The following is a 19,062-nucleotide window of genomic DNA, read 5'->3' on the forward strand; positions in this document are numbered from 1 at the left end:
GGGCGTCAGCGGAAGGTGCGCAGGCGCAGGCTGTTGGTGACGACGAAGACGGACGACAGCGCCATGGCGCCGCCGGCGAGCATGGGGCTGAGGAGCCCGGCGGCCGCGAGCGGGATGGCGGCGACGTTGTAGGCGAAGGCCCAGAAGAGGTTGCCGCGGATCGTCCCGAGCGTACGGCGCGCGAGCCGGATCGCGTCGGCGGTCACCCGCAGGTCGCCGCGGACCAGCGTCAGGTCGCTGGCCTCGATGGCGACGTCGGTACCGGTGCCCATCGCGAGGCCGAGGTCGGCCTGGGCGAGGGCGGCGGCGTCGTTGACCCCGTCGCCGACCATGGCGACCACGTGCCCCTGCTGCTGGAGCGCCCTGACCACGTCGACCTTGTCCTGGGGGAGGACCTCGGCGGTGACGTCGTCGATGCCGACCAGCCCGGCGACGTGGCGGGCGGCGCCCTCGTTGTCGCCGGTCAGCAGCACGGGCTCGAGCCCGAGGCGACGCAGCTCGGCGACGGCCTCGGCCGAGCCCTCCTTGACCGTGTCGGCCACGGTGACCACGCCACGCGCCCGGCCGTCCCAGGCCACCAGCACCGCGGTGGCGCCGCGGGAGTGGGCCGCCTCCATCGCCGTGGCCAGCTCGTCCGGCAGGACCACCGACCAGTCGGCCAGCAGGCGCGGCCGGCCGACGAGGACGACCCGTCCGTCCACCTGCCCGCGCACGCCGAGCCCCTGCTCGTTGGCGAAGTCCTCCACGGCGGGCAGGACTGCCCCGTCGTCGAGGGCCGCGCGCGCTCCGGCGGCGACTGCCCGGGCGACCGGGTGCTCCGACGCGTCCTCGAGGGCGCCGGCGAAGCGCAGCACCTCGGCCGCGTCCTCCCCGCCCGCGGGGACGACCTCGTCGAGCGTCATGTGCCCGGTGGTCACGGTGCCGGTCTTGTCGAGCACGACGGTGTCGACGCGGCGGGTGGACTCCAGCACCTCGGGTCCCTTGATGAGGATGCCGAGCTGGGCGCCCCGGCCGGTGCCGACCATGAGCGCTGTGGGTGTGGCCAGCCCGAGGGCACAGGGGCAGGCGATGATCAGGACCGCGACCGAGGCCGTGAACGCCGCGGTCCAGCCGGCACCGACCGCGACCCAGAACACCAGCGTCGCGATGGCTAGGGCCATGACGACCGGGACGAACACGCCGGATACCCGGTCGGCGAGCCGCTGCACCTGGGCCTTGCCGTTCTGGGCGTCCTCCACCAGGCGCGCCATCTGCGCGAGCTGGGTGTCGGCGCCGACCCGGGTGGCGCGCACGACGAGGCGCCCGCCCGCGTTGACGGTGGCGCCCACGACCTGGCTTCCCGGTCCGACCTCGACCGGCACGGACTCGCCGGTGAGCATCGAGGCGTCCACCGCGGAGGTGCCCTCCTCGACCTCGCCGTCGGCGGCGACCTTCTCACCGGGCCGCACGACGAAGCGGGTGCCGACGGCCAGCTCGGACACGGGGACCCGGACCTCCGTCGCCGCGGCTCCCTCGCCACGCAGCACGGCGACGTCCTTGGCGCCCATCTCCATCAGGGCGCGCAGGGCGGCGCCGGAGCGGCGCTTCGCGCGCGCCTCGGCATACCGACCCGCGAGCAGGAACGCGGTGACGCCTGCGGCCGCCTCCAGGTAGATGTTGTCCGAGCCGTCGGTGCGCTCGATGGTGAAGCGGAACGGGTGGGTCATGCCCGGCATGCCGGCGGTGCCGAAGAACAGGGCGTAGAGCGACCAGCCGAACGCGGCCAAAGTGCCGACGGACACCAGGGTGTCCATGGTGGTCTGGCCGTGGCGGAGGTTGGCCCACGCCGCCCGGTGGAACGGCAGCCCGCCCCACACGACGACCGGGGCGGCAAGGGTCAGGGACGCCCACTGCCAGTAGCGGAACTGCAGAGCGGGCACCATGGCCATCGCGACCACGGGGACCGCGAGCAGCACCGACACCAGGAGCCGTTGCCGCAGCGCGGCCGTGGGGTCCGGCTCGGTACCCGGCGTGCCCTCGCCTTCGGTGGCCTCGGTGGGCTGCGGCTCCGGGGGCAGCTCGGCGGTGTACCCGGTCTTCTCCACGGTGGCCACGAGGTCGGCCGGCGTGAGGGTCTCGGGGAAGGTGACCTTCGCCTTCGCGGTGCTGTAGTTGACCGTCGCGGTGACGCCGTCCAGCTTGTTGAGCTTCTTCTCGATCCGGGCGGCGCAGGAGGCGCAGGTCATGCCGCCGATGACGAGCTCGACGTCGGTCATGGCGCCATCACCGCGCCAGGCTGTAGTCGCCCGCCTCGTCGAGGGCGGACGTCACCTCGGCCGGGGTGAGCTCGCGGTCGGCCTCGACCGTCACGGCGGACGTGCCGCCGGCCACGAGGTCGACCTGCACGTCGCTGACGCCGTCGAGGGCCTTGAGCTCCTCGGTGACCGCGCTCGCGCAGTGGCCGCAGGTCATGCCGACGACATCGAAGGTCTGGGTGCTCATGGGGTTCTCCTCGGGTTCGTGGTGGTCATGGATGGCTCTGGCTGGATCGTGCGCCGGGGCTCAGGAGCGCACGAGGCGCGCGATGGCGGCGGACGCCTCCTGCACCTTCTCCTGCGCCTCCGGCCCGCCCCTCCTGGCGGCGTCGACGACGCAGTGGGCGAGGTGCTCCTCGAGCAGCTCGAGCGAGAACGACTGCAGGGCCTTGGTCGCGGCCGACACCTGGGTGAGGATGTCGATGCAGTACTGGTCCTCCTCGACCATCCGCTGCAGGCCGCGGACCTGCCCCTCGACCCGGCGCAGCCGCTTGAGGTGGCTGTCCTTCTCGGAGTGGTAGCCGGGCTGGGTGTCGCTCACGGTCATGCCAACACCATACCCCCCTATGGTATTTCTGCAATAGCCGGGAACGACGAAGCGCCGCTCCCGTGGTCGGGGCGGCGCTTCGTCGACGTGCTGGTGGAGCCGGTCAGCGCATGGGGTCGAACGGGCGCAGCTGGTCGACCTGCTTGCCGGTGACGATCGCCTGCGCGAGCAGGCGCCCGGTGACCGGGCCGAGGGTGATGCCCCACATCCCGTGACCACCGGCGGCGAAGACGCGGGGCGACTTGGTGGCGCCGACGAGCGGCAGGCCGTCGACGGTGCAGGGGCGCGAGCCCACCCACTCGTCGTGGCGGTGGTCCAGGTCGGCGCCACGCAGCAGCGGGCGGGCGGCCTCGGCGATGGCGCTGATGCGGCGCTGGTCGAGGGCGGCCTCGGGCTTGCGGAACTCCATCATCCCCGCGACGCGCAGGCGGTCGCCGATCGGCGTGCAGGCGACCCGCTGGGCCGGGAAGTAGACGGGGCCGTTGGGGACGTGGTCGATCTCGACGGAGAAGGAGTAGCCGCGGCCGGCCTGGACGACGTTCTTCACGCCGAACCTGCGGGCCAGCTTGCCGAGCCACGCACCCGTCGCGAGGACGGCGGCGTCGAACTCCTCGACCGAGCCCTCGGCGGTGGTGACGACGACCCCGTTACCGGTGTCGCGGATGTCGGAGACCGTGGCGGCGTCGAGGATCTTGCCGCCGCGGGCCTTCACCGAGTCGGCGAGCGCGTGGACGTAGGAGCCCGGGTCGACGAAGCGCTGGCCCTTGAGCAGGATGGCCGCGCCGATCTCGTCGGACAGGCTCGGCTCGATGGCGCGGGCCTGGTCGCCGGTGAGCGCTTCGAACTCGATGGACTGCCCTGCGGCGTGGATGTGCTCGATCTCCTCGAGCAGGGTGACGCGCTCGGCCTCGGTGCGGTAGGACGCGAGGAACGACTTGGCCTCACGGGTGTCGGCCTGGACGCCGCCCGCCTTGAGAAGGTCGAAGCTCTCCAGCGACAGGTCGTTGACGGGCACGAGCGCACCCATGGCCTTCTTCCAGGCCTTCATCGTGGAGTTCTTCGTGAACCCGGTGACGAACTTGAGGAACTTGGGGTCGGCGCTCGGCGGCACGTAGACCGGCGAGGACGGCGACAGCACCGCGCGGATCCCGTACTTGAGGACTGCGGGCTCGGGCAGCGGGGTCGCGATGCCCGGCGTCAGCCAGCCGGCGTTGCCCCAGGAGGAGCCGGCGGCGACACCCTCACGGTCGAGGACGGTCACCTCCACACCCTGCTCCTGGAGGAACCAGGCGGTGGACAGGCCCACCATGCCGGCGCCGACGACGGCGACGCGCTGGGGGACGGGGAGACCGGCGGCGGTGACGGTGCGCGAGGAGGACATGATCCGATGGTCCCGACTGGTCGGCGGGTTCGCACTGGGCCCAGAGCACAGATCCGAAGGCAGCATTGGTGCCTTGGGCACAAGTGGGTGGCATGCTGGGACCGTGCTCCTCGTCGCCGACCTGACCGCCACGCTGGCCGGGCTGCTCACCCTCGCGGTGGACCGTGCCGGGGCTGAGGTCGACGACCTGACCATCGCCGAGCCGGTGCACGGGGTGGTGGGGCAGTCGCGCGACCTCGTGCTCGGCGTGGGGATCGAGACCGTCGAGCAGGCCGTCGAGCTGGTGCGCGCCTCCGCGGCGCAGCAGGCCGGTGGCGTGGTGCTGCGCCGGGGGCTGGCGGGGCGGCGGGCGGTGCGGGACCGGGCCCGGCGCGACGGCATCGCGCTCGTCGGCCTGGCCGAGCAGGCGTCCTGGGCGCACGTCGTCTGGCTGCTGCGCGGGGTGCTCGACCGCGCCACGACCTCGGGCGGCGACCGGCGCACGGACGCCCCCGTCCAGGACGACCTCTTCGCGCTCGCGGACGCCGCCGCGGCCCTCGTCGACGCCCCGGTCACCATCGAGGACGCACAGTCCCGGGTGCTCGCCTACTCCTCCCGCCAGGACGTGACCGACCCTGCCCGCGTCTCCACGATCGTGGGCCGGCGGGTGCCCGAGGAGGTGCTGGCCAGCCTGCGCGCCCGCGGGGTGTTCCGCCGCCTGGCCCGCTCGGACGAGCCGGTCTTCGTGCCCGCCGACCCCAACGGCACGCTGCCGCGCCTCGTGGTGCCGGTGCGTGCCGGCGGTGAGTGGCTCGGCTCCATCTGGGCCGTCGTCCAGGAGAGGCCGCCCGCCGCGCTCGTGGCCGAGCTCGTGCAGACGTCCTCCGTGGTGGCCCTGCACCTGCTGCGCCTGCGGGCCCAGGCCGACCTCTCGCGCCGGGTGGCGGCCGACCGCCTGCGCGGGGTGCTGTCGGGCAGCACGGCCGGCGCCGGGTCCTGGCTCCCCCCGGGACCGTGGCGCGTGGTCCACCTGGGCGGGGAGGGCGGCGCCACGCGTCTGCTCGACCTCTGGGAGTCCGTGTCGCGACGCCATGCGTGGAACCAGCCCCTGCTGGCGGACCTCGACGGCCGTGCGTATGCCGTGGTACGGGACGCCGAGGACGGGTCCCCGGGCACGTGGGGGTGGCTCTCGACCGTGGTGGAGCAGGCCCGTGGAGAGGGCCTCGTGCTCACGGCCCGAGCCGGTCGCCCCGCGCGCACGCCTGGCGAGCTGGAGCGCTCCACGGCAGAGGCGCTGGAGGCCGGCCGGGTCGCCGACCCCGTGGTCACGGCCGTGGTCCACGAGGACGTCTGGGCGCAGGTGACGGTGGCCCGGGCCGCGGCGACACTGCGCGAGGGTGACGTCCTCGGTCCGCTGGCGGTCCTGCAGGCGCACGACGACGCGCACAGCAGCGACCACCTGCGGACGCTGGTGGCGTGGTTGGACCACCCAGGGGCGCCGGGGCGCGCGGCGCGGGCCATCCACGTGCACCCCAACACGCTGCGCTACCGGATGAACCGCATCGCCGACCTCGCCGGCCTCGACCTCGACGACCCGGTGGTGCGGCTCGCGGTGCGCCTGCAGCTGGCCGCCCTCCTCGACGTGCCGACATCCGGCTGAGGCGTCAGTCCTCGACCCAGTGGTTGTCGTGGTGGCGCATGAACTCGTCGCGCTCGGCGTCCGTCATGGTCTCGCCGGCCGCCGCGCGCGCCAGCCCCTCGAAGTACGCCTCGCGAGGAGCGCCGGGGGCGAAGTGGAGCAGCATCGACGCAGCCCCCGCCTCGTTCCGGAAGCCGTGCAGCCCACCGGCCGGCACGTGGACGAAGTCGCCGGGCCGCGTGGTGTTCCAGCGCTTCCCGTCGTAGATGCTGACCTCCCCGCCCAGGACGTAGAAGGACTCGGTCAGGGTCTTGTGGAAGTGCGCGTCCGGGCCGCTGCGAGGCCCCGCGAAGTCCCAGTGGTAGAGCCCGTAGGTCCGTCCGGTCGACTCGCCGGTCGCGAGGTACCGGACCCGGTTGCCGTTGGGGTAGACCACGTCCGGCGGCGAGTCGGCAGCCAGCAGCCACGCGCTGACCTCACCGGTCGCACGGTCGTAGATCGGGGGCGGGTAGCTCATCGCGCCATCCCAGCGGGTGCGGCGGACGACGGCAAGGGGTTTCACGCCCCTACGTCACTGAGCGCACAACGCGCTCAGTGACGTAGGGCGCTCTGGCCGTGAGGTGGTGTCAGGTGCCGGCGGGGGCGGGCAGCCGGCCGAGGGCGTCGACGAGGGGAGCCAGCTCGGGGACGTCCGCCGCGGACCGCAGCGCCTCCTCGAGCACCTGGTGGTGGGTGGGGCGCGCCTCGTCGAGCAGGGTCGACCCTGCGGCGGTCAGCTCGGTGTAGATGCCGCGCCGGTCGTCGGCACACAGGATGCGGGTGAGCAGGCCCCGGTCCTCGAGGCGGTTGACCAGGCGGGTCGCGGCACTGCTCGACAGCGCGGCCGCACGTGCCAGCTGGGTCATCCGCAGGTGCCAGCCGTCCTGGCGGGAGAGGGCGTCGAGCACGGTGAACTCCACGACGGAGAGCCCGAACCGCGTGGACAGCTCGCGTTCGAGGGCCGCCTCGATGTGCCCGTGGAGCGCGGCGAGGGTCCGCCACCCCTGGGCGCGGACCTCGACGGCGTCATCGGCGATTCCCATGGCCCCATCGTAACGGGCTTTTGCAATAACCCGCGTATGCAACTAACTTGATGCGTGCGCTGGTAGTTGCACACGCTGCATACCTGCGCAGGAAACCTGCTCCGTCCACCGAAGGAACGTCCCCGATGCCCATCGCCCTGCTCGCCCTGGCCCTTGGTGGCTTCGGCATCGGACTCACCGAGTTCGTGATCGCCGGCCTGCTGCCGCAGGTGGGCGCCGACTTCGCCGTCGACGAGGCCACCGCCGGATGGCTCATCTCCGGCTACGCCCTGTCCGTCGCCGTCGGCGCCATCGGCCTCACCGCCGCCGTCACCCGGTTCAACCGCAAGCACGTGCTCACCGCGCTGATGGTCCTGTTCATCGCCGGCAACCTGGTCTCCGCGGTGGCCGGCACCTACGAGGTGATGCTGCTCGGGCGCATCCTCGCGGCCCTGACCCACGGTGCGTTCTTCGGCATCGGGGCCGTCGTCGCGGCCGGCCTCGTCGCCCCCGAGAAGAAGGCCGGTGCGATCGCCATGATGTTCGCGGGGCTCACCACCGCCAACGTCCTCGGTGTCCCGCTCGGCACGCTGCTGGGCCAGCAGCTCGGCTGGCGCTCGACCTTCTGGGCGATCACCGTGATCGGCGTCATCGCGCTGGTGGGGATGGCGACCCTCGTCCCCTCGCAGCCCGTCGCAGCCGGCGAGCCCGGCCTGCGCTCGGAGCTCGGTGCCTTCCGCTCCGGGCAGGTCTGGCTGTCGCTGCTCGTGACCGTGCTCGGCTTCGGCGGCATGTTCGGCGCCTTCACCTACATCGCCTACACCCTCACCGACGTCAGCGGCTTCGCCTCCGCCACCGTGCCGTGGCTGCTGGTCCTCTTCGGGGTCGGCCTCTTCGCCGGCAACTGGGCGGGTGGCCGAGCCGCCGACCGCTCCGTGCCGCGCACCCTCACCGTGGTGCTCGCGGCGCTGACCGTCGCGATGGGGGTGTTCGCGGCCACCGCCACCTCACCGGTCATGGCCGTGGTCAGCCTGGTGCTCATGGGGACGTTCGGGTTCGCCACCGTACCGGGCCTGCAGATGCGGATCATGTCGTATGCCGGCTCGGCCCCGACCCTGGCCAGTGGTGCCAACATCGCGGCCTTCAACGTGGGCAACGCCGCCGGCGCGTGGTTGGGCGGCGTGACCATCACCGCGGGGCTCGGCTACGCCTCGACCCTGTGGGACGGCGCCGCCCTGAGCCTCGGGGCCCTGCTGGTGCTCGTGGTGGCCGAGCAGCTGGCCCGGCGTGCTCGCCGCCGCAACGCTGCACGGACCGTGGGGCAGGACCGGGCGCGCACCAGCGCTCAGGCGCCGTGCACCGCGGCGAGCAGCGCGGCGTAGCGCTCGCGGACCTCGACGCCGGAGCCACCCGAGGGCGGGTCGAGGGTCTCCTCGATCCTCACCGCCCATGGCGGTGGTGCGTCCTCGCCCGAGAGCACCCACGCTGCCTGGCGCGCGGCGCCGATGCCGACGTACTCCCCGGGTGCGGGGACTGCGACCGGCGCACCGAACAGGGCCGGGGCGACGGCCCGCACTGCGCGCGACGCCGAGGCGCCGCCGATGAGCAGGACCCGGGAGACCGGTATGCCGAGCTCGCGCAGGTCGTCGACGCCGGCGGCGAGGTTGGCGAGCATCCCCTCCACGGCGGCGCGAGCGAGGTTCTCCGGGGTGGAGTTGGTGCGGGTGAGGCCACCGAGCGTGCCCGTCGCCTCGGGCAGGTTGGGGGTGCGCTCGCCATCGAGGTAGGGCAGCAGCGTCAGGCCGCCGGCTCCCGGGCCGGCGGCGAGGGCGAGCCGGTCGAGCCCGGCGAGGTCGGTGCCGACCAGGTGTGCCGCGGCGCTGAGGACCCGGGCCGCGTTGAGGGTGCACATCAGTGGCAGGTGGCCGCCCGTGGCGCTGGCGAACCCGGCGACGTCACCGGACGTGTCCTTGACCGGGGAGGGGTGGTCCGCGAAGACGGCCCCGCTGGTGCCGAGCGACACGACGACGTCGCCGGGCTCGAGCCCGAGGCCCAGGGCTGCGCCCATGTTGTCGCCGGTCCCGGGGCCGACGAGCATCCCGCCGGCGGTGCGCCCAGCCGCCTCGCGTGGGCCGAGCACCGTCGGGGTGCCCAGGGGCCGGCCGAAGGCCAGCTCCACGAGCTCCGGGACGTAGGCGTTGGACTCGGGGGAGAAGTAGCCCGTGCCGGACGCATCTCCCCGGTCGGTCGTCCACCGCTCGAAGCCGTTGCCCTGCTTGAGGATCTGGCCGGTGAGCCAGTCGTGGGGGAGGACGACCGAGGCCGTGCGGGCCGCGAGCTCCGGCTCGTGCTCGGCCAGCCAGCGCAGCTTGGTCACGGTGAAGCTGGGCACCGGCACCGACCCGGTGCGGTCGACCCAGGCGGCCATGCCACCGAGCTCGCCCACGAGGTCGCGGGACGCCTGCGCGGAGCTGGTGTCGTTCCACAGCAACGCATCCCGGACCACGGCGCCCGACTCGTCGAGCGCGCACATACCGTGCTGCTGGCCGCCGACGGCGATCGCGGAGACGCCTTCGAGCAGGTTGTCGCCGGTCGCCGAGAGGTAGGCGTCCCACCAGCGTTCCGGGTGGACCTGCGTGCCCTCGGGGTGCGGTGCCCGGTCGGTGCGGACCACCTCCCCTGTCGCGGCGTCGCAGACGACGACCTTGGTCGACTGGGTCGAGGAGTCGACGCCGGCGACGAGGGTGCGGTCCCGGTCAGCCACGGTCGCCCCCGGCAGGTCGGGGGTCGATGACCGACTTGATCGCACCGGCGGTGTCCCGGGCAGCGGTCAGGGCCGCAGCCGTCTGCTCGAGCCCGAACCGCCCGGTGACGAGGCGGTCGAGGTCGACCTGGCCCGAGGCGGCGAGGGCGACGGCGGTCGGCCAGGTGCCGGCGTAGCGGAAGGTCCCGGTGACGACGAGCTCGCGTTCCTGGATCGTCGACAGCGGCAGGGTGACCTCGTCGCCGCCCATGCCGACCAGCACCGCCCGGCCGGCGGGGGCCAGGGCCCGGATGCCGTCGGCGGTGGCGCCGGGGTGGCCCGAGCACTCGAGCAGGACCTCGGGAGGCCGCTGCGCGGCATACCCGTCGGCGACCGTCTCCGAGCCGGAGCTGATGGTGCGGGTCGCGCCGAGGTCGCGGGCCACGGCGAGGCGGTCGGGGTTGAGGTCGGCGACGACGACCTCGCTGGCGCCGCAGGCGCGGGCGACCTGCACGCAGACCAGACCGATCGGGCCGGCGCCGGTGACGAGCACCCGCGAGCCCGGTCCGACGGCGCCCTTGCGGCAGGCCCAGACACCCACGGACAGCGGCTCGAGGAGGGCCGCCGCCTCGTCGCTCACGGAGTCGGGCACCGGGTGGGCGAACGCGTGGTGGATGACGACGAGCTCGGCGAGCGAGCCATCCACCGGTGGCGTCGCGTGGAAGACCATGTCGGGGCAGAGGTTGTAGCGACCGGACAGGCACTGCTCGCAGGCGCGGCACGGAACCCCGGGCTCCAGGGACACGCGCTGGCCGACCCGGGCAGGGTCCACGTCTGCCCCCACCGCCTCGACGACGCCAGAGGTCTCGTGGCCGAGGACCAGTGGCGACTCCACGACGAACCGGCCGATGCGGCCGTGGTCGAAGTAGTGGGTGTCCGAGCCGCACACCCCCACGGCATGCACCCGCACCAGGACCTCGTCAGCTTCCGGCACAGGGTCGGTTCGCTGCACCACCTCGACCTCGCCGGGGCGGTTGAGGACGGCAGCGCGCATCAGGTGGTCTCCCTCGTCGGTGGTGCGTCAGGCTCGGGCGGAGTGGGGCGGTCCTCAGGCCGGCCGCGCGTCGTCGGCCGCCCGAGCCTCCAGCGTTGCCCGCGCCCCGTGCTCGTGCAAGTGCGCGAGCGCAGCCGTGTACGCAGCCGCGAAGCGCTCGTCCTCGGCGAGGTCGCCGAACAGGTCGCGGTCACGGATGAACGCCAGCGGGTCCTCGCGCTGGTGTGCGGCCGCGGCCATGACGCGGTCCTTGAGCCGGTCGACCACCTCGATGGGCTCGCCCCGCTCGTCGCGCCCCTCGGCGTACCGCGCCCAGGAGGCGACCACGAGCGCGGACCGCTCGATCTCGCCGCCGTCACGGAGGTTGGCCCGGATGACGGGCACCAGCCACTTGGGGATGCGGTCAGAGGACTCCGCGCAGAGGCGGGCCAGGGTGTCGCGGACCTCGGCGTTGGCGAACCGCTCGACGAGCTCGTGGCGGTAGGCGTCGAGGTCGACCCCCGGCACCGGCGGCAGCGTGGGGCTGCCCTCGCGCTCCATGTAGGCCAGCAGGAAGTTCGCGAACAGCGGGTCCTGGCAGACCTCGTGGGCGTAGCGGTAGCCGGCGAGGTGGCCGAGGTAGCAGAGGGCCTGGTGGCTGGCGTTGAGCAGCCGCAGCTTCATCAGCTCGTAGGGCACGACGTCGTCGACCATCTGCACGCCGGCGTCCTCGAACGGCGGCCGCCCCTGGCCGAAGCGGTCCTCGAGCACCCACTGGGTGAAGGGCTCGCAGACGACGGGCCAGCCGTCCTCGACGCCGAACTCCTCGCGCAGCCGCTCGATGTCCTCGGGGGCGGTCACCGGGGTGATGCGGTCGACCATGCAGTTGGGGAAGGCGACGTGCTCCTCCATCCAGTCCGCGAGCCCGGGGTCCTTGAGCCGGGCGAACGCGCAGATCATCCGCTTGGCGACGTCGCCGTTGTCGGGCAGGTTGTCGCAGCTCATGACCGTGAACGGCTCGCGGCTCTCGCGCCGCCGGCGGTCCAGGGCCGCCGTGATGAAGCCGAACACGGTCGAGGGAGCCTGGCCCCCCGCGAAGTCCGCGGCGAGGTCGCCCTGGATGCCCGGGTCCTGCGCGTCGAACTCGCCCGTCACCTGGTTGACGAGGTAGCCGCCCTCGGTGATGGTCGTGGACACGATGCGGGTGCGCTCGTCGACCAGCCGGTCGACGACGCCCCGGGGGTCGTCGGGCGCGAACCTCAGCTCGAGGATGCTGCCGATGACGCGGGGCTCCAGCCGGCCGTCGGGGTGCTTGACGACCAGCGTGTAGAGCCCGTCCTGCGCCCCGAGGGTCTCGATGATGCGCCGGTCCCGGGGGAGGGCGCCCACACCACACAGCCCCCAGTCGAGCGCCTCGCCCCGGTTCATGAGGGCGTCGAGGTACATCGCCTGGTGGGCCCGGTGGAACCCGCCGACCCCGAAGTGCACGATCCCCGCGGTCACGCGTGACCGGTCGTACGCCGGCCGGGCCACCCGCTCGTCGAGGTCACCGATCGTCTTGTCGGACAGGGGGATCGGGGTCGGTCCCATTACTTGACGGCTCCCATCGACAGGCCCTGGACGAGCTTGTCCTGGGCGGCGAACCCGGCGGCGAGCACCGGCAGCGACACCACGAAGGATGCCGCGCAGACCTTGGCGAGGAACAGGCCCTGGCTGGTCACGAACCCGGTGAGGAACACCGGTGCCGTGCCGGCCACCGTGCTCGTGAGCACTCGCGCGAGCAGCAGCTCGTTCCAGCTGAAGATGAAGCAGATCAGCGCAGCCGAGGCGATCCCCGGCATGACGACCGGCGCGACGATGTCCCGCAGCGTCCGGGGGAGCGAGGCGCCGTCGACCGAGGCCGCCTCCAGCATCTCCACCGGCACCTCGGCGAGGAACGAGCGCAGCATCCAGATCGCGATGGGCAGGTTCATCGAGGTGTAGAGCAGGATGAGCCACCAGATGTTGTCGAGCAGGCCGACCTTCTGCGCGAACAGGTAGAGCGGCAGGATGCCCGCGACGACCGGCAGCATCTTGGTGGAGAGGAAGAAGAACAGGACGTCGGTCCACTTCTTCACCGGCCGGATCGACAGCGCGTAGGCCGCCGGGAACGCCAGCAGCAGCACGAGCGCCGTCGACAGGACGCTGGCCGTCAGCGAGTTGAGCAGCGGCGGCCAGGGGCCGGCGTCGAAGAACGACCGGTAGCCGTCGAGGGATAGTGGCGCGAACAGGTCGGGCGGGTTCTTGGCGGCGTCGTTCTCGTTGTGGAAGGAGGTCAGGACCATCCACAGCACGGGCAGGGCGAAGAGGACGCCGACGACCCAGGCGAGGGCTGTCAGCAGCACCCCGCTGCGCGGCGGCCTGGCGTGGCGGACCTCCTGGGGCTGTGCGGCCCGCGTGGTGGAAGCCCCTTCGGCGGGGGTGGAGGTGGTGCTCATCGTGACTCCTCCTTGAACAGGCTGAACGCGGTGCGCAGGGCTGCGGTCGCGATGAGGATCGTGCCGATGACGACGACGACACCTGCCGCCGAGGCGCGGCCGTAGTCCTGCGCGGTGTAGAAGGTCTGGTAGATGAAGTAGGGCAGGTTGGCCGTGCCGAGGCCGCCACTGGTGATGGTGAAGACGTGGTCGAAGTTCTGGACCACGTAGATGGCGCCGAGCAGGGCCGACAGCTCGATGTACTGGCGCAGGTGCGGCAGCGTCATCGACCGGAAGATCTGCCACGAGCTCGCGCCGTCGATGCGTGCGGCCTCGACCACGTCCAGCGGCCGGCTCTGCAGCCCGGCCAGCAGGATCAGCATCATGAACGGCGTCCACTGCCAGACGAGCGCCGCGACGATGGCGGCGAGCGGGTTGTTGGTGATCCAGTCCGGCTGGGGGGCGTTGTCGCCGAAGACCGCCTTGAGCAGCCCGTTGAAGAGGCCGTACTCCGGGTTGTACAGCGCGTGCTTCCACAGCAGGGCCGCAGCCACCGGGACGACGAGGAAGGGCGTGATCATCATGGTGCGCACGACGCCCCGGCCCAGGAACTTGCGGTCGAGCAGCAGGGCGATGCACAGGCCCAGCACCAGGCTCACGAGGACGACTGCGACGGTGAGCAGGATGGTGACCAGCACCGCCGACCGCGTGTTGGTGTCGGTGAAGACCCGGGCGAAGTTGTCGAACCCGGTGAACCCCCGCTCGTCCGGGTAGTAGGCGTTCCAGTTCATGAACGAGATGACCAGGGTTGCCACGAACGGCAGCTGGGTCATGACGATCACGAAGATCAGCGCAGGCAGCAGTGGCGCCCGGCGGGCCCAGTCCCCCGAGCGCTTCAACGCCGTGCTGGGCACGGGTCCACGTCCATGCTCCGTGTCGGGTCTCGTCGCGGTGCTCGACGCCATCACTGCCCCCTCGACTGGTAGCGCTCGGCGACGTCGTCGGCGAGCTTCTGGCCCTTGTCGAGGGCCTCCTTGACGGTGGTCTTGCCGGCGATCGCCGAGCTCACGTCCTGGCTCACCTGGGTGCCGAGGTCGGGGAACTCGGGGATGTCGACGAACTGGATGCCGATCGCCGGCCGCGGCTGCACGCCGGGGTTCTCGGGGTCGGCTGCCTCGATCGCGGCCTTGGTCGGCTCGGCGAAGGCGGAGGCGACCTCGAGGTAGTCGGCGTTCTCGTAGGTGGAGGCCCGCTTGCCGGCCGGCACCTTGGTCCAGCCGAGCTGGGAGCCGACGAGCTCCTCGTACTGCTTGCTGCTCGCCCAGGAGATGAACTTCCAGGCGTTGTCCTTCTTGGTGCTCGCCTGCTGGATGGACCACGACCAGGCGTAGAGCCAGCCGGAGCTGTCGGTCTTCACGACCGGGGCCGGCGCGTAGCCGAACTTGCCCTTGGTGGGGGAGTCGTCGGCCTCGAGCGACCCGGCGGCGGACGTCGCGTCGTACCACATGGCGACGTTGCCCTGGACGAGGTTGTTCAGGCACTCGGTGAACCCGGCCTGGGGGGCGCCCTTCTCGCCGTGGGCCCGCACCAGGTCGACGTAGAACTGCACGGCCGTCCGGAACTCCGGTGAGCCCACGCCCGGCGTCCAGTCCTGGTTGAACCACGTCCCGCCGAAGGTGTTGACGACGGTGGTCAGGGGCGCGAACAGCTGGCCCCAGCCGGGCTGCCCGCGCAGGCAGATGCCCTTCATCCCGGGCTCCGCGCCGTCGACCTTCGCGGCGATGTCGGCCACCTGCTGCCAGGTGGGCCGCGCCGGCATGGTGACGCCCTTCTTGGCCAGGACGTCCTTGCGGTACATCAGGAAGGAGGACTCGCCGTAGAAGGGCTCGCCGTAGACCTTGCCGTTGCTGGACAGTGACGTGGTCATCGGCTTGAGGATGTCGCCCTGGTCGAAGGCAGTGTCCTTGGCGAGGTAGCCGTCGAGCGGCGCGATCCACTTGGCCTTGGCGTAGATCGGGATCTCGAAGTTGCTCAGCGACGCGACGTCGTACTGGCCCGCCTGGCTGGAGAACTCCTGGCTGATCTTGTCGCGGACGTCGTTCTCGGGCAGCACGGTGAAGTTGACCCGGATGCCGGTCTGCTTGGTGAAGTTCGCGGCGGTGAGCTTCTGCAGGTCGACCATCTGCGGGTTGTTGACCATCAGCACGTTGATGCTGTCGGCGCCGCCACTGCCTGCTCCGCCACCGCCCCACCCGGCGCAGGCCGAGAGGCTGAGGGCCACGCCGGCCGCCGAGGCGACCAGCACCACCCTGGGGTTCCGACTGTGCACGTGTCCTCCTCCGTCGCCGCTGGCGGCTCCTGGTTGACCGGCGCTCATATGAGCGAAATGATGCGCAAACGAGTACTCTGAGTAAATCGGCGCTCCCTCCGCCTGTCAACGGCGAGAATGCGCTGGAGTGCAGGGACTGCATGAACTCGCATGGAAGGAGTGGTGGCCGTGGTGGATGACGGGCCGGCAGAGCTGGTGCTGCTCGCTGCCGTCGCGCGCCGCCACTACCTGCACCAGCAGTCGAAGGTCGAGATCGCCGAGGAGCTCGGCATCAGTCGCTTCAAGGTCGCCCGGCTGCTCGAGTCCGCCCGCGACCGCGGCCTCGTGCGGATCGAGATCGTCCGCCAGGGGTCCCTCGACGTCGACGCCTCGGCCCGGCTGCAGGAGCGGTTCGGCCTGGCCCACGCGGTAGTGGTCGACACGGCCGACGCCGACCCGGTCGCGGTGCGTCAGCAGCTCGGCAAGGCTGCCGCGGACCTGCTCTCGGAGGTGCTGACGGAGGACGACGTCCTGGGCCTGCCGTGGTCGCGCAACGTGCACGCCATGGTCGGCGCGCTGACCTCGCTGCCCCGGGTCGAGGTGGTCCAGCTGACGGGCGCGATCGCCCTGCCGGACTTCGACAGCAGTGCGGTGGACATCGTCCGTCGCGCCGCCCGGCTCGGGGGCGGCAGTGCCCGGGTCTTCTACGCGCCGTTCGTCCTCGACAGCAGGGCCAGCGCCGACGCCCTGCGGCGCCAGCCCGCCGTCGCCGAGGGTCTCGCGCGCGCCTCGGCGGTCACCAAGGCCGTCGTGGGGATCGGCCACTGGAGCCCCGGCGGCTCGACGATCCACGACCTGCTCGACGCGCACGAGCGGGCCGAGCTCGCCGCTCGCGGCGTCGTCGGCGAGCTCGCTGGCGTCTTCTTCGACGCACACGGAAAACCGTTGCGGGCCAAGGTCGCTGGACGCCTGATCACCATCGATGCGGAGGCGCTCCGCGCCATACCCGAGGTCGTCGCCGTGGCCTCCGGCGCACCCAAGGGGGCCGCCGTCCGGGCCGCCCTGGAGGGCCGCCTCGTGCAGGGCCTCGTCGTCGACCACGAGCTGGCCGACGCCCTCCTCGCCGGCTGAGGACCCCTTGCCAGAGGCCTCGCGGCTGTGGCATGGTCGTCGTTTGTAAGCGCTTTCAACGATGAGAGGCAGCCCAGTGGCCACCAGCTCGGGACCCCCGACGAGGCACCCCGCGGGTGCGACGATCTACTCCGTCGCCGAGCGCGCCGGTGTGTCGATCGCGTCGGTGTCCCGGGTGCTCCAGGGCTCCCAAGCGGTCTCCGAGAAGACCCGGGCGCGGGTCCTGCAGGCAGCCGAGGAACTGCGCTACGTGCCGCTCGCCGCGGCCCGCAGCCTCGCCGTCCGCCACCACGAGGCCCACGGGCTCGTGCTCCCCGAGCTCTCCGGTCCCTACTACTCCGAGCTGCTCATGGGCTTCGAGTCGCGGGCTGCCGAGCTCGGCCAGAGTGTCGTGCTGATGCTGGCGCAGGGCAAGAAGGACGTGCCGCAGGCCGTGCGCAAGCTGGCCACCCGGGTCGACGGCATCGCCATGCTCGGCTCCTCTGCCATCCCCGACGAGACCGTGACCGCGCTCGGGGGCTCCAAGCCGGTCGTGCTCATCGCCGGTGACCAGACCCCCGCCGTCGACACCGTCCGGGCCGAGAACACCGCAAGCGCCCGGGAGGTCACGGCCCACGTGCTGGGCCACGGCCGCACCCGCCTGCTCTTCGCCGGTGACCCCGCCGCCGGTCCCGACATCCGCGACCGCTACGCGGGTTTCGTCGCCGCGCACGACGACGCCGGGCTCGACGCCCAGCCGCCCGTGCCGGTGGCGCTGCGCGAGGACGAGGGCACCGCCCTGGCCGACCGGCTCCTGAAGGGCGACCTCGACGCCGACGCCCTGGTGTGCGCCAACGACGAGCTCGCGCTGGCCGTCATGGTGCGGCTGCGCGAGGGCGGGCTCAGCGTGCCCGACGACGTCGCCGTGGTCGGCTGGGACGACGTGATGACCGCCCGCTACGTCGTGCCGGGCCTGACCACCGTCCGCCAGCCGGTGCGCGAGCTGGGCGCCCGCGCCGCCGACCTGCTCCACGAGCGCATCACCGGCTCGGCCGTGCCCCACAGCGCCCAGGTCATCCCCACCCACCTCGTCATCCGCTCGTCGTGCGGCTGCCCGCCCACGACGCCCACCCACCCCGCACCTGCGGCGCGCCCGCGCCGTACCCCCTGATGGCTCTCCCTCCCCCCACGAAAGAGAGAACACCGATGAGACGCACCCCCGCGATCGCGGTCGCGACCCTGACCGTCGCGGCGCTGGCCCTGAGCGCCTGTGGCCGTGACAACGCTGCCGGCGGCGGCAGCACGCAGAAGGCCAAGGACATCAGCAGCGGCAAGGCCACCGGCACGCTGACCGTCTGGGCGATGGGCGCCGAGGGGGACAAGCTGCCCGACCTGGTCAAGGAGTTCGAGGCTGCCAACCCGGGCGTCAAGGTCAACGTGACCGCGATCCCGTGGGACTCGGCCCACGACAAGTTCACGACCGCCATCACCGCCGGCACCACGCCCGACGCGGCGATGGTCGGCAGCACCTGGATGGGCGAGTTCGCCGGCCTCGACGCGCTGGACCCCGTGCCCCCGTCGATCGACACCTCCGCCTTCTTCGAGGGCGCGCAGAAGACCAACGAGGTCAACGGCACCGACTTCGGCATCCCCTGGTACGTCGAGACGCGGCTCATCTACTACCGCACCGACCTGGCCAAGAAAGCCGGCATCACCACGCCCCCCACCGACTGGGACGGCCTCAAGGCGATGGCGAAGGCGATGCAGACCAAGGCCGGCGCCAAGTACGGCATGGGCTTCCAGGCCGGCGGCCAGGGGTCCTGGCAGTCGATCATGCCGTTCGCGTGGTCGAACGACGCCAACCTCACCAAGGACGGCGGCAAGGCCTACAACTTCGACGACCCGAAGATCCTCGAGGCGGTGAAGTACTACCAGAGCTACTTCACCGAGGGCATCTCCGACAAGGCCGCCCCCAACACGCCCACGACCGAGCCGGACTTCAAGAGCGGCCGCGTCCCGATGTTCATCTCCGGCCCGTGGATGATGTCGGCCGTCGAGAAGGTCGGTGTGAAGAAGGACCAGTACGACGTCATGCAGATCCCTGCCAAGACGAAGTCCTCCTCGTTCGTCGGCGGCTCCAACTTCGCCGTCTTCAAGAAGTCCAAGAACCGCGACAGCGCCTGGAAGCTGGTCAAGTGGCTGGCCGACCCCAAGGTGCAGGCGAAGTGGTACGGCATGTCGACGGACCTGCCCTCGGTCAAGAGCGCGTGGGACGACCCGTCGATCTCCGGTGACGACAAGCTGGCCAAGTTCGGCAAGCAGCTCGAGACGGCCCAGGCCCCGCCGACCTTCCCCACCTGGGAGCAGGTCGTGACCGGCTTCGACACCGAGATGGAGAAGGTGACCAAGCAGGGCGCCGACCCTGCTGCCGCCCTCAAGTCGGCCCAGCAGCAGGCCGAGTCGATCGGCACCGGCCAGTAACCATGAGTGCCCCCACGGTGACCACCCCGC

17 protein-coding genes are annotated in these 19,062 nt (G+C 72.1%); 5 read left to right on the forward strand and 12 right to left on the reverse strand.

The window, feature by feature from the left end:
• Positions 1-5 precede the first annotated feature (5 nt).
• From ASG70_RS12825 to ASG70_RS12840, 4 genes are all read right to left on the reverse strand, one after another.
• Positions 6-2,255, reverse strand: coding sequence for a cation-translocating P-type ATPase (locus ASG70_RS12825; RefSeq protein WP_056884254.1), 2,250 nt, complete (start codon positions 2,253-2,255; stop codon positions 6-8).
• A 7-nt stretch (positions 2,256-2,262) separates the two neighbouring features.
• Entirely contained in the window at positions 2,263-2,481 is a 219-nt protein-coding gene (locus ASG70_RS12830) for a heavy-metal-associated domain-containing protein (RefSeq protein WP_056884255.1), read from the reverse strand.
• Positions 2,482-2,541: 60 nt separating this feature from the next.
• Entirely contained in the window at positions 2,542-2,841 is a 300-nt protein-coding gene (locus tag ASG70_RS12835) for a metal-sensitive transcriptional regulator (RefSeq protein ID WP_056884256.1), read from the reverse strand.
• A gap of 103 nt (positions 2,842-2,944) precedes the next feature.
• A complete protein-coding gene (locus ASG70_RS12840; RefSeq protein ID WP_056884257.1) occupies positions 2,945-4,222 on the reverse strand; it encodes an FAD-binding oxidoreductase in 1,278 nt (425 codons plus the stop codon).
• Positions 4,223-4,325: 103 nt separating this feature from the next.
• Between ASG70_RS12840 and ASG70_RS12845 the strand changes: the two genes are divergently transcribed.
• Positions 4,326-5,861: a CdaR family transcriptional regulator gene (locus ASG70_RS12845; protein WP_235531491.1), complete on the forward strand. Its 1,536-nt coding sequence runs from the start codon at positions 4,326-4,328 to the stop codon at positions 5,859-5,861.
• Positions 5,862-5,865: 4 nt separating this feature from the next.
• On the opposite strand, the gene ASG70_RS12850 is transcribed toward ASG70_RS12845, so the two are convergent.
• Both ASG70_RS12850 and ASG70_RS12855 read right to left on the reverse strand, forming a co-directional pair.
• Positions 5,866-6,357 (reverse strand): cupin domain-containing protein, encoded by a 492-nt coding sequence (locus ASG70_RS12850; RefSeq protein ID WP_056884258.1) that lies wholly within the window; start codon positions 6,355-6,357, stop codon positions 5,866-5,868.
• 109 nt (positions 6,358-6,466) lie between these two features.
• Entirely contained in the window at positions 6,467-6,922 is a 456-nt protein-coding gene (locus ASG70_RS12855) for a MarR family winged helix-turn-helix transcriptional regulator (RefSeq protein ID WP_056884259.1), read from the reverse strand.
• 125 nt (positions 6,923-7,047) lie between these two features.
• Here ASG70_RS12855 and ASG70_RS12860 point away from each other — a divergent pair, with 125 nt between their 5' ends.
• A complete protein-coding gene (locus tag ASG70_RS12860) occupies positions 7,048-8,283 on the forward strand; it encodes an MFS transporter (RefSeq protein ID WP_082590732.1) in 1,236 nt (411 codons plus the stop codon).
• Here the strand turns inward: ASG70_RS12860 and ASG70_RS12865 are convergent.
• The 6 genes from ASG70_RS12865 to ASG70_RS12890 are packed head-to-tail and all read right to left on the reverse strand — an operon-like array spanning position 8,247 to position 15,462.
• Positions 8,247-9,665, reverse strand: coding sequence for an FGGY family carbohydrate kinase (locus ASG70_RS12865; RefSeq protein ID WP_056884260.1), 1,419 nt, complete (start codon positions 9,663-9,665; stop codon positions 8,247-8,249). The two genes, ASG70_RS12860 and ASG70_RS12865, sit on opposite strands and share 37 nt — an antisense overlap.
• Positions 9,658-10,698, reverse strand: a complete 1,041-nt coding sequence (locus ASG70_RS12870; RefSeq protein ID WP_056884261.1) for an NAD(P)-dependent alcohol dehydrogenase — start codon at positions 10,696-10,698, stop codon at positions 9,658-9,660. The genes ASG70_RS12865 and ASG70_RS12870 overlap by 8 nt, the downstream gene beginning before the upstream one ends.
• A gap of 54 nt (positions 10,699-10,752) precedes the next feature.
• Positions 10,753-12,267: a mannitol dehydrogenase family protein gene (locus tag ASG70_RS12875; protein WP_056884262.1), complete on the reverse strand. Its 1,515-nt coding sequence runs from the start codon at positions 12,265-12,267 to the stop codon at positions 10,753-10,755.
• Positions 12,267-13,154 carry a carbohydrate ABC transporter permease gene (locus tag ASG70_RS12880; RefSeq protein WP_056884263.1) on the reverse strand — a complete coding sequence of 296 codons (888 nt, stop codon included), beginning with the start codon at positions 13,152-13,154 and terminating at the stop codon, positions 12,267-12,269. The genes ASG70_RS12875 and ASG70_RS12880 overlap by 1 nt, the downstream gene beginning before the upstream one ends.
• Entirely contained in the window at positions 13,151-14,098 is a 948-nt protein-coding gene (locus ASG70_RS12885; RefSeq protein WP_056884459.1) for a carbohydrate ABC transporter permease, read from the reverse strand. Before ASG70_RS12885 ends, ASG70_RS12880 begins: the two co-directional genes overlap by 4 nt.
• Positions 14,098-15,462: a sugar ABC transporter substrate-binding protein gene (locus ASG70_RS12890; RefSeq protein WP_056884264.1), complete on the reverse strand. Its 1,365-nt coding sequence runs from the start codon at positions 15,460-15,462 to the stop codon at positions 14,098-14,100. The genes ASG70_RS12885 and ASG70_RS12890 overlap by 1 nt, the downstream gene beginning before the upstream one ends.
• 171 nt (positions 15,463-15,633) lie before the next feature.
• Here ASG70_RS12890 and ASG70_RS12895 point away from each other — a divergent pair, with 171 nt between their 5' ends.
• The 3 genes from ASG70_RS12895 (at position 15,634) to ASG70_RS12905 (ending at position 19,032) form a co-directional block, all read left to right on the forward strand.
• On the forward strand, positions 15,634-16,572 hold the full coding sequence (locus ASG70_RS12895) for a sugar-binding transcriptional regulator (protein WP_235531492.1): 939 nt from the start codon (positions 15,634-15,636) through the stop codon (positions 16,570-16,572).
• Between the two features lie 76 nt (positions 16,573-16,648).
• Positions 16,649-17,722, forward strand: coding sequence for a LacI family DNA-binding transcriptional regulator (locus tag ASG70_RS12900; protein WP_235531493.1), 1,074 nt, complete (start codon positions 16,649-16,651; stop codon positions 17,720-17,722).
• 35 nt (positions 17,723-17,757) lie between these two features.
• Positions 17,758-19,032: a sugar ABC transporter substrate-binding protein gene (locus ASG70_RS12905; protein ID WP_056884267.1), complete on the forward strand. Its 1,275-nt coding sequence runs from the start codon at positions 17,758-17,760 to the stop codon at positions 19,030-19,032.
• The last annotated feature ends 30 nt before the right edge of the window (positions 19,033-19,062 follow it).

This window comes from Phycicoccus sp. Soil748 (assembly GCF_001428025.1).
Classification (GTDB): Bacteria; Actinomycetota; Actinomycetes; order Actinomycetales; family Dermatophilaceae; genus Pedococcus.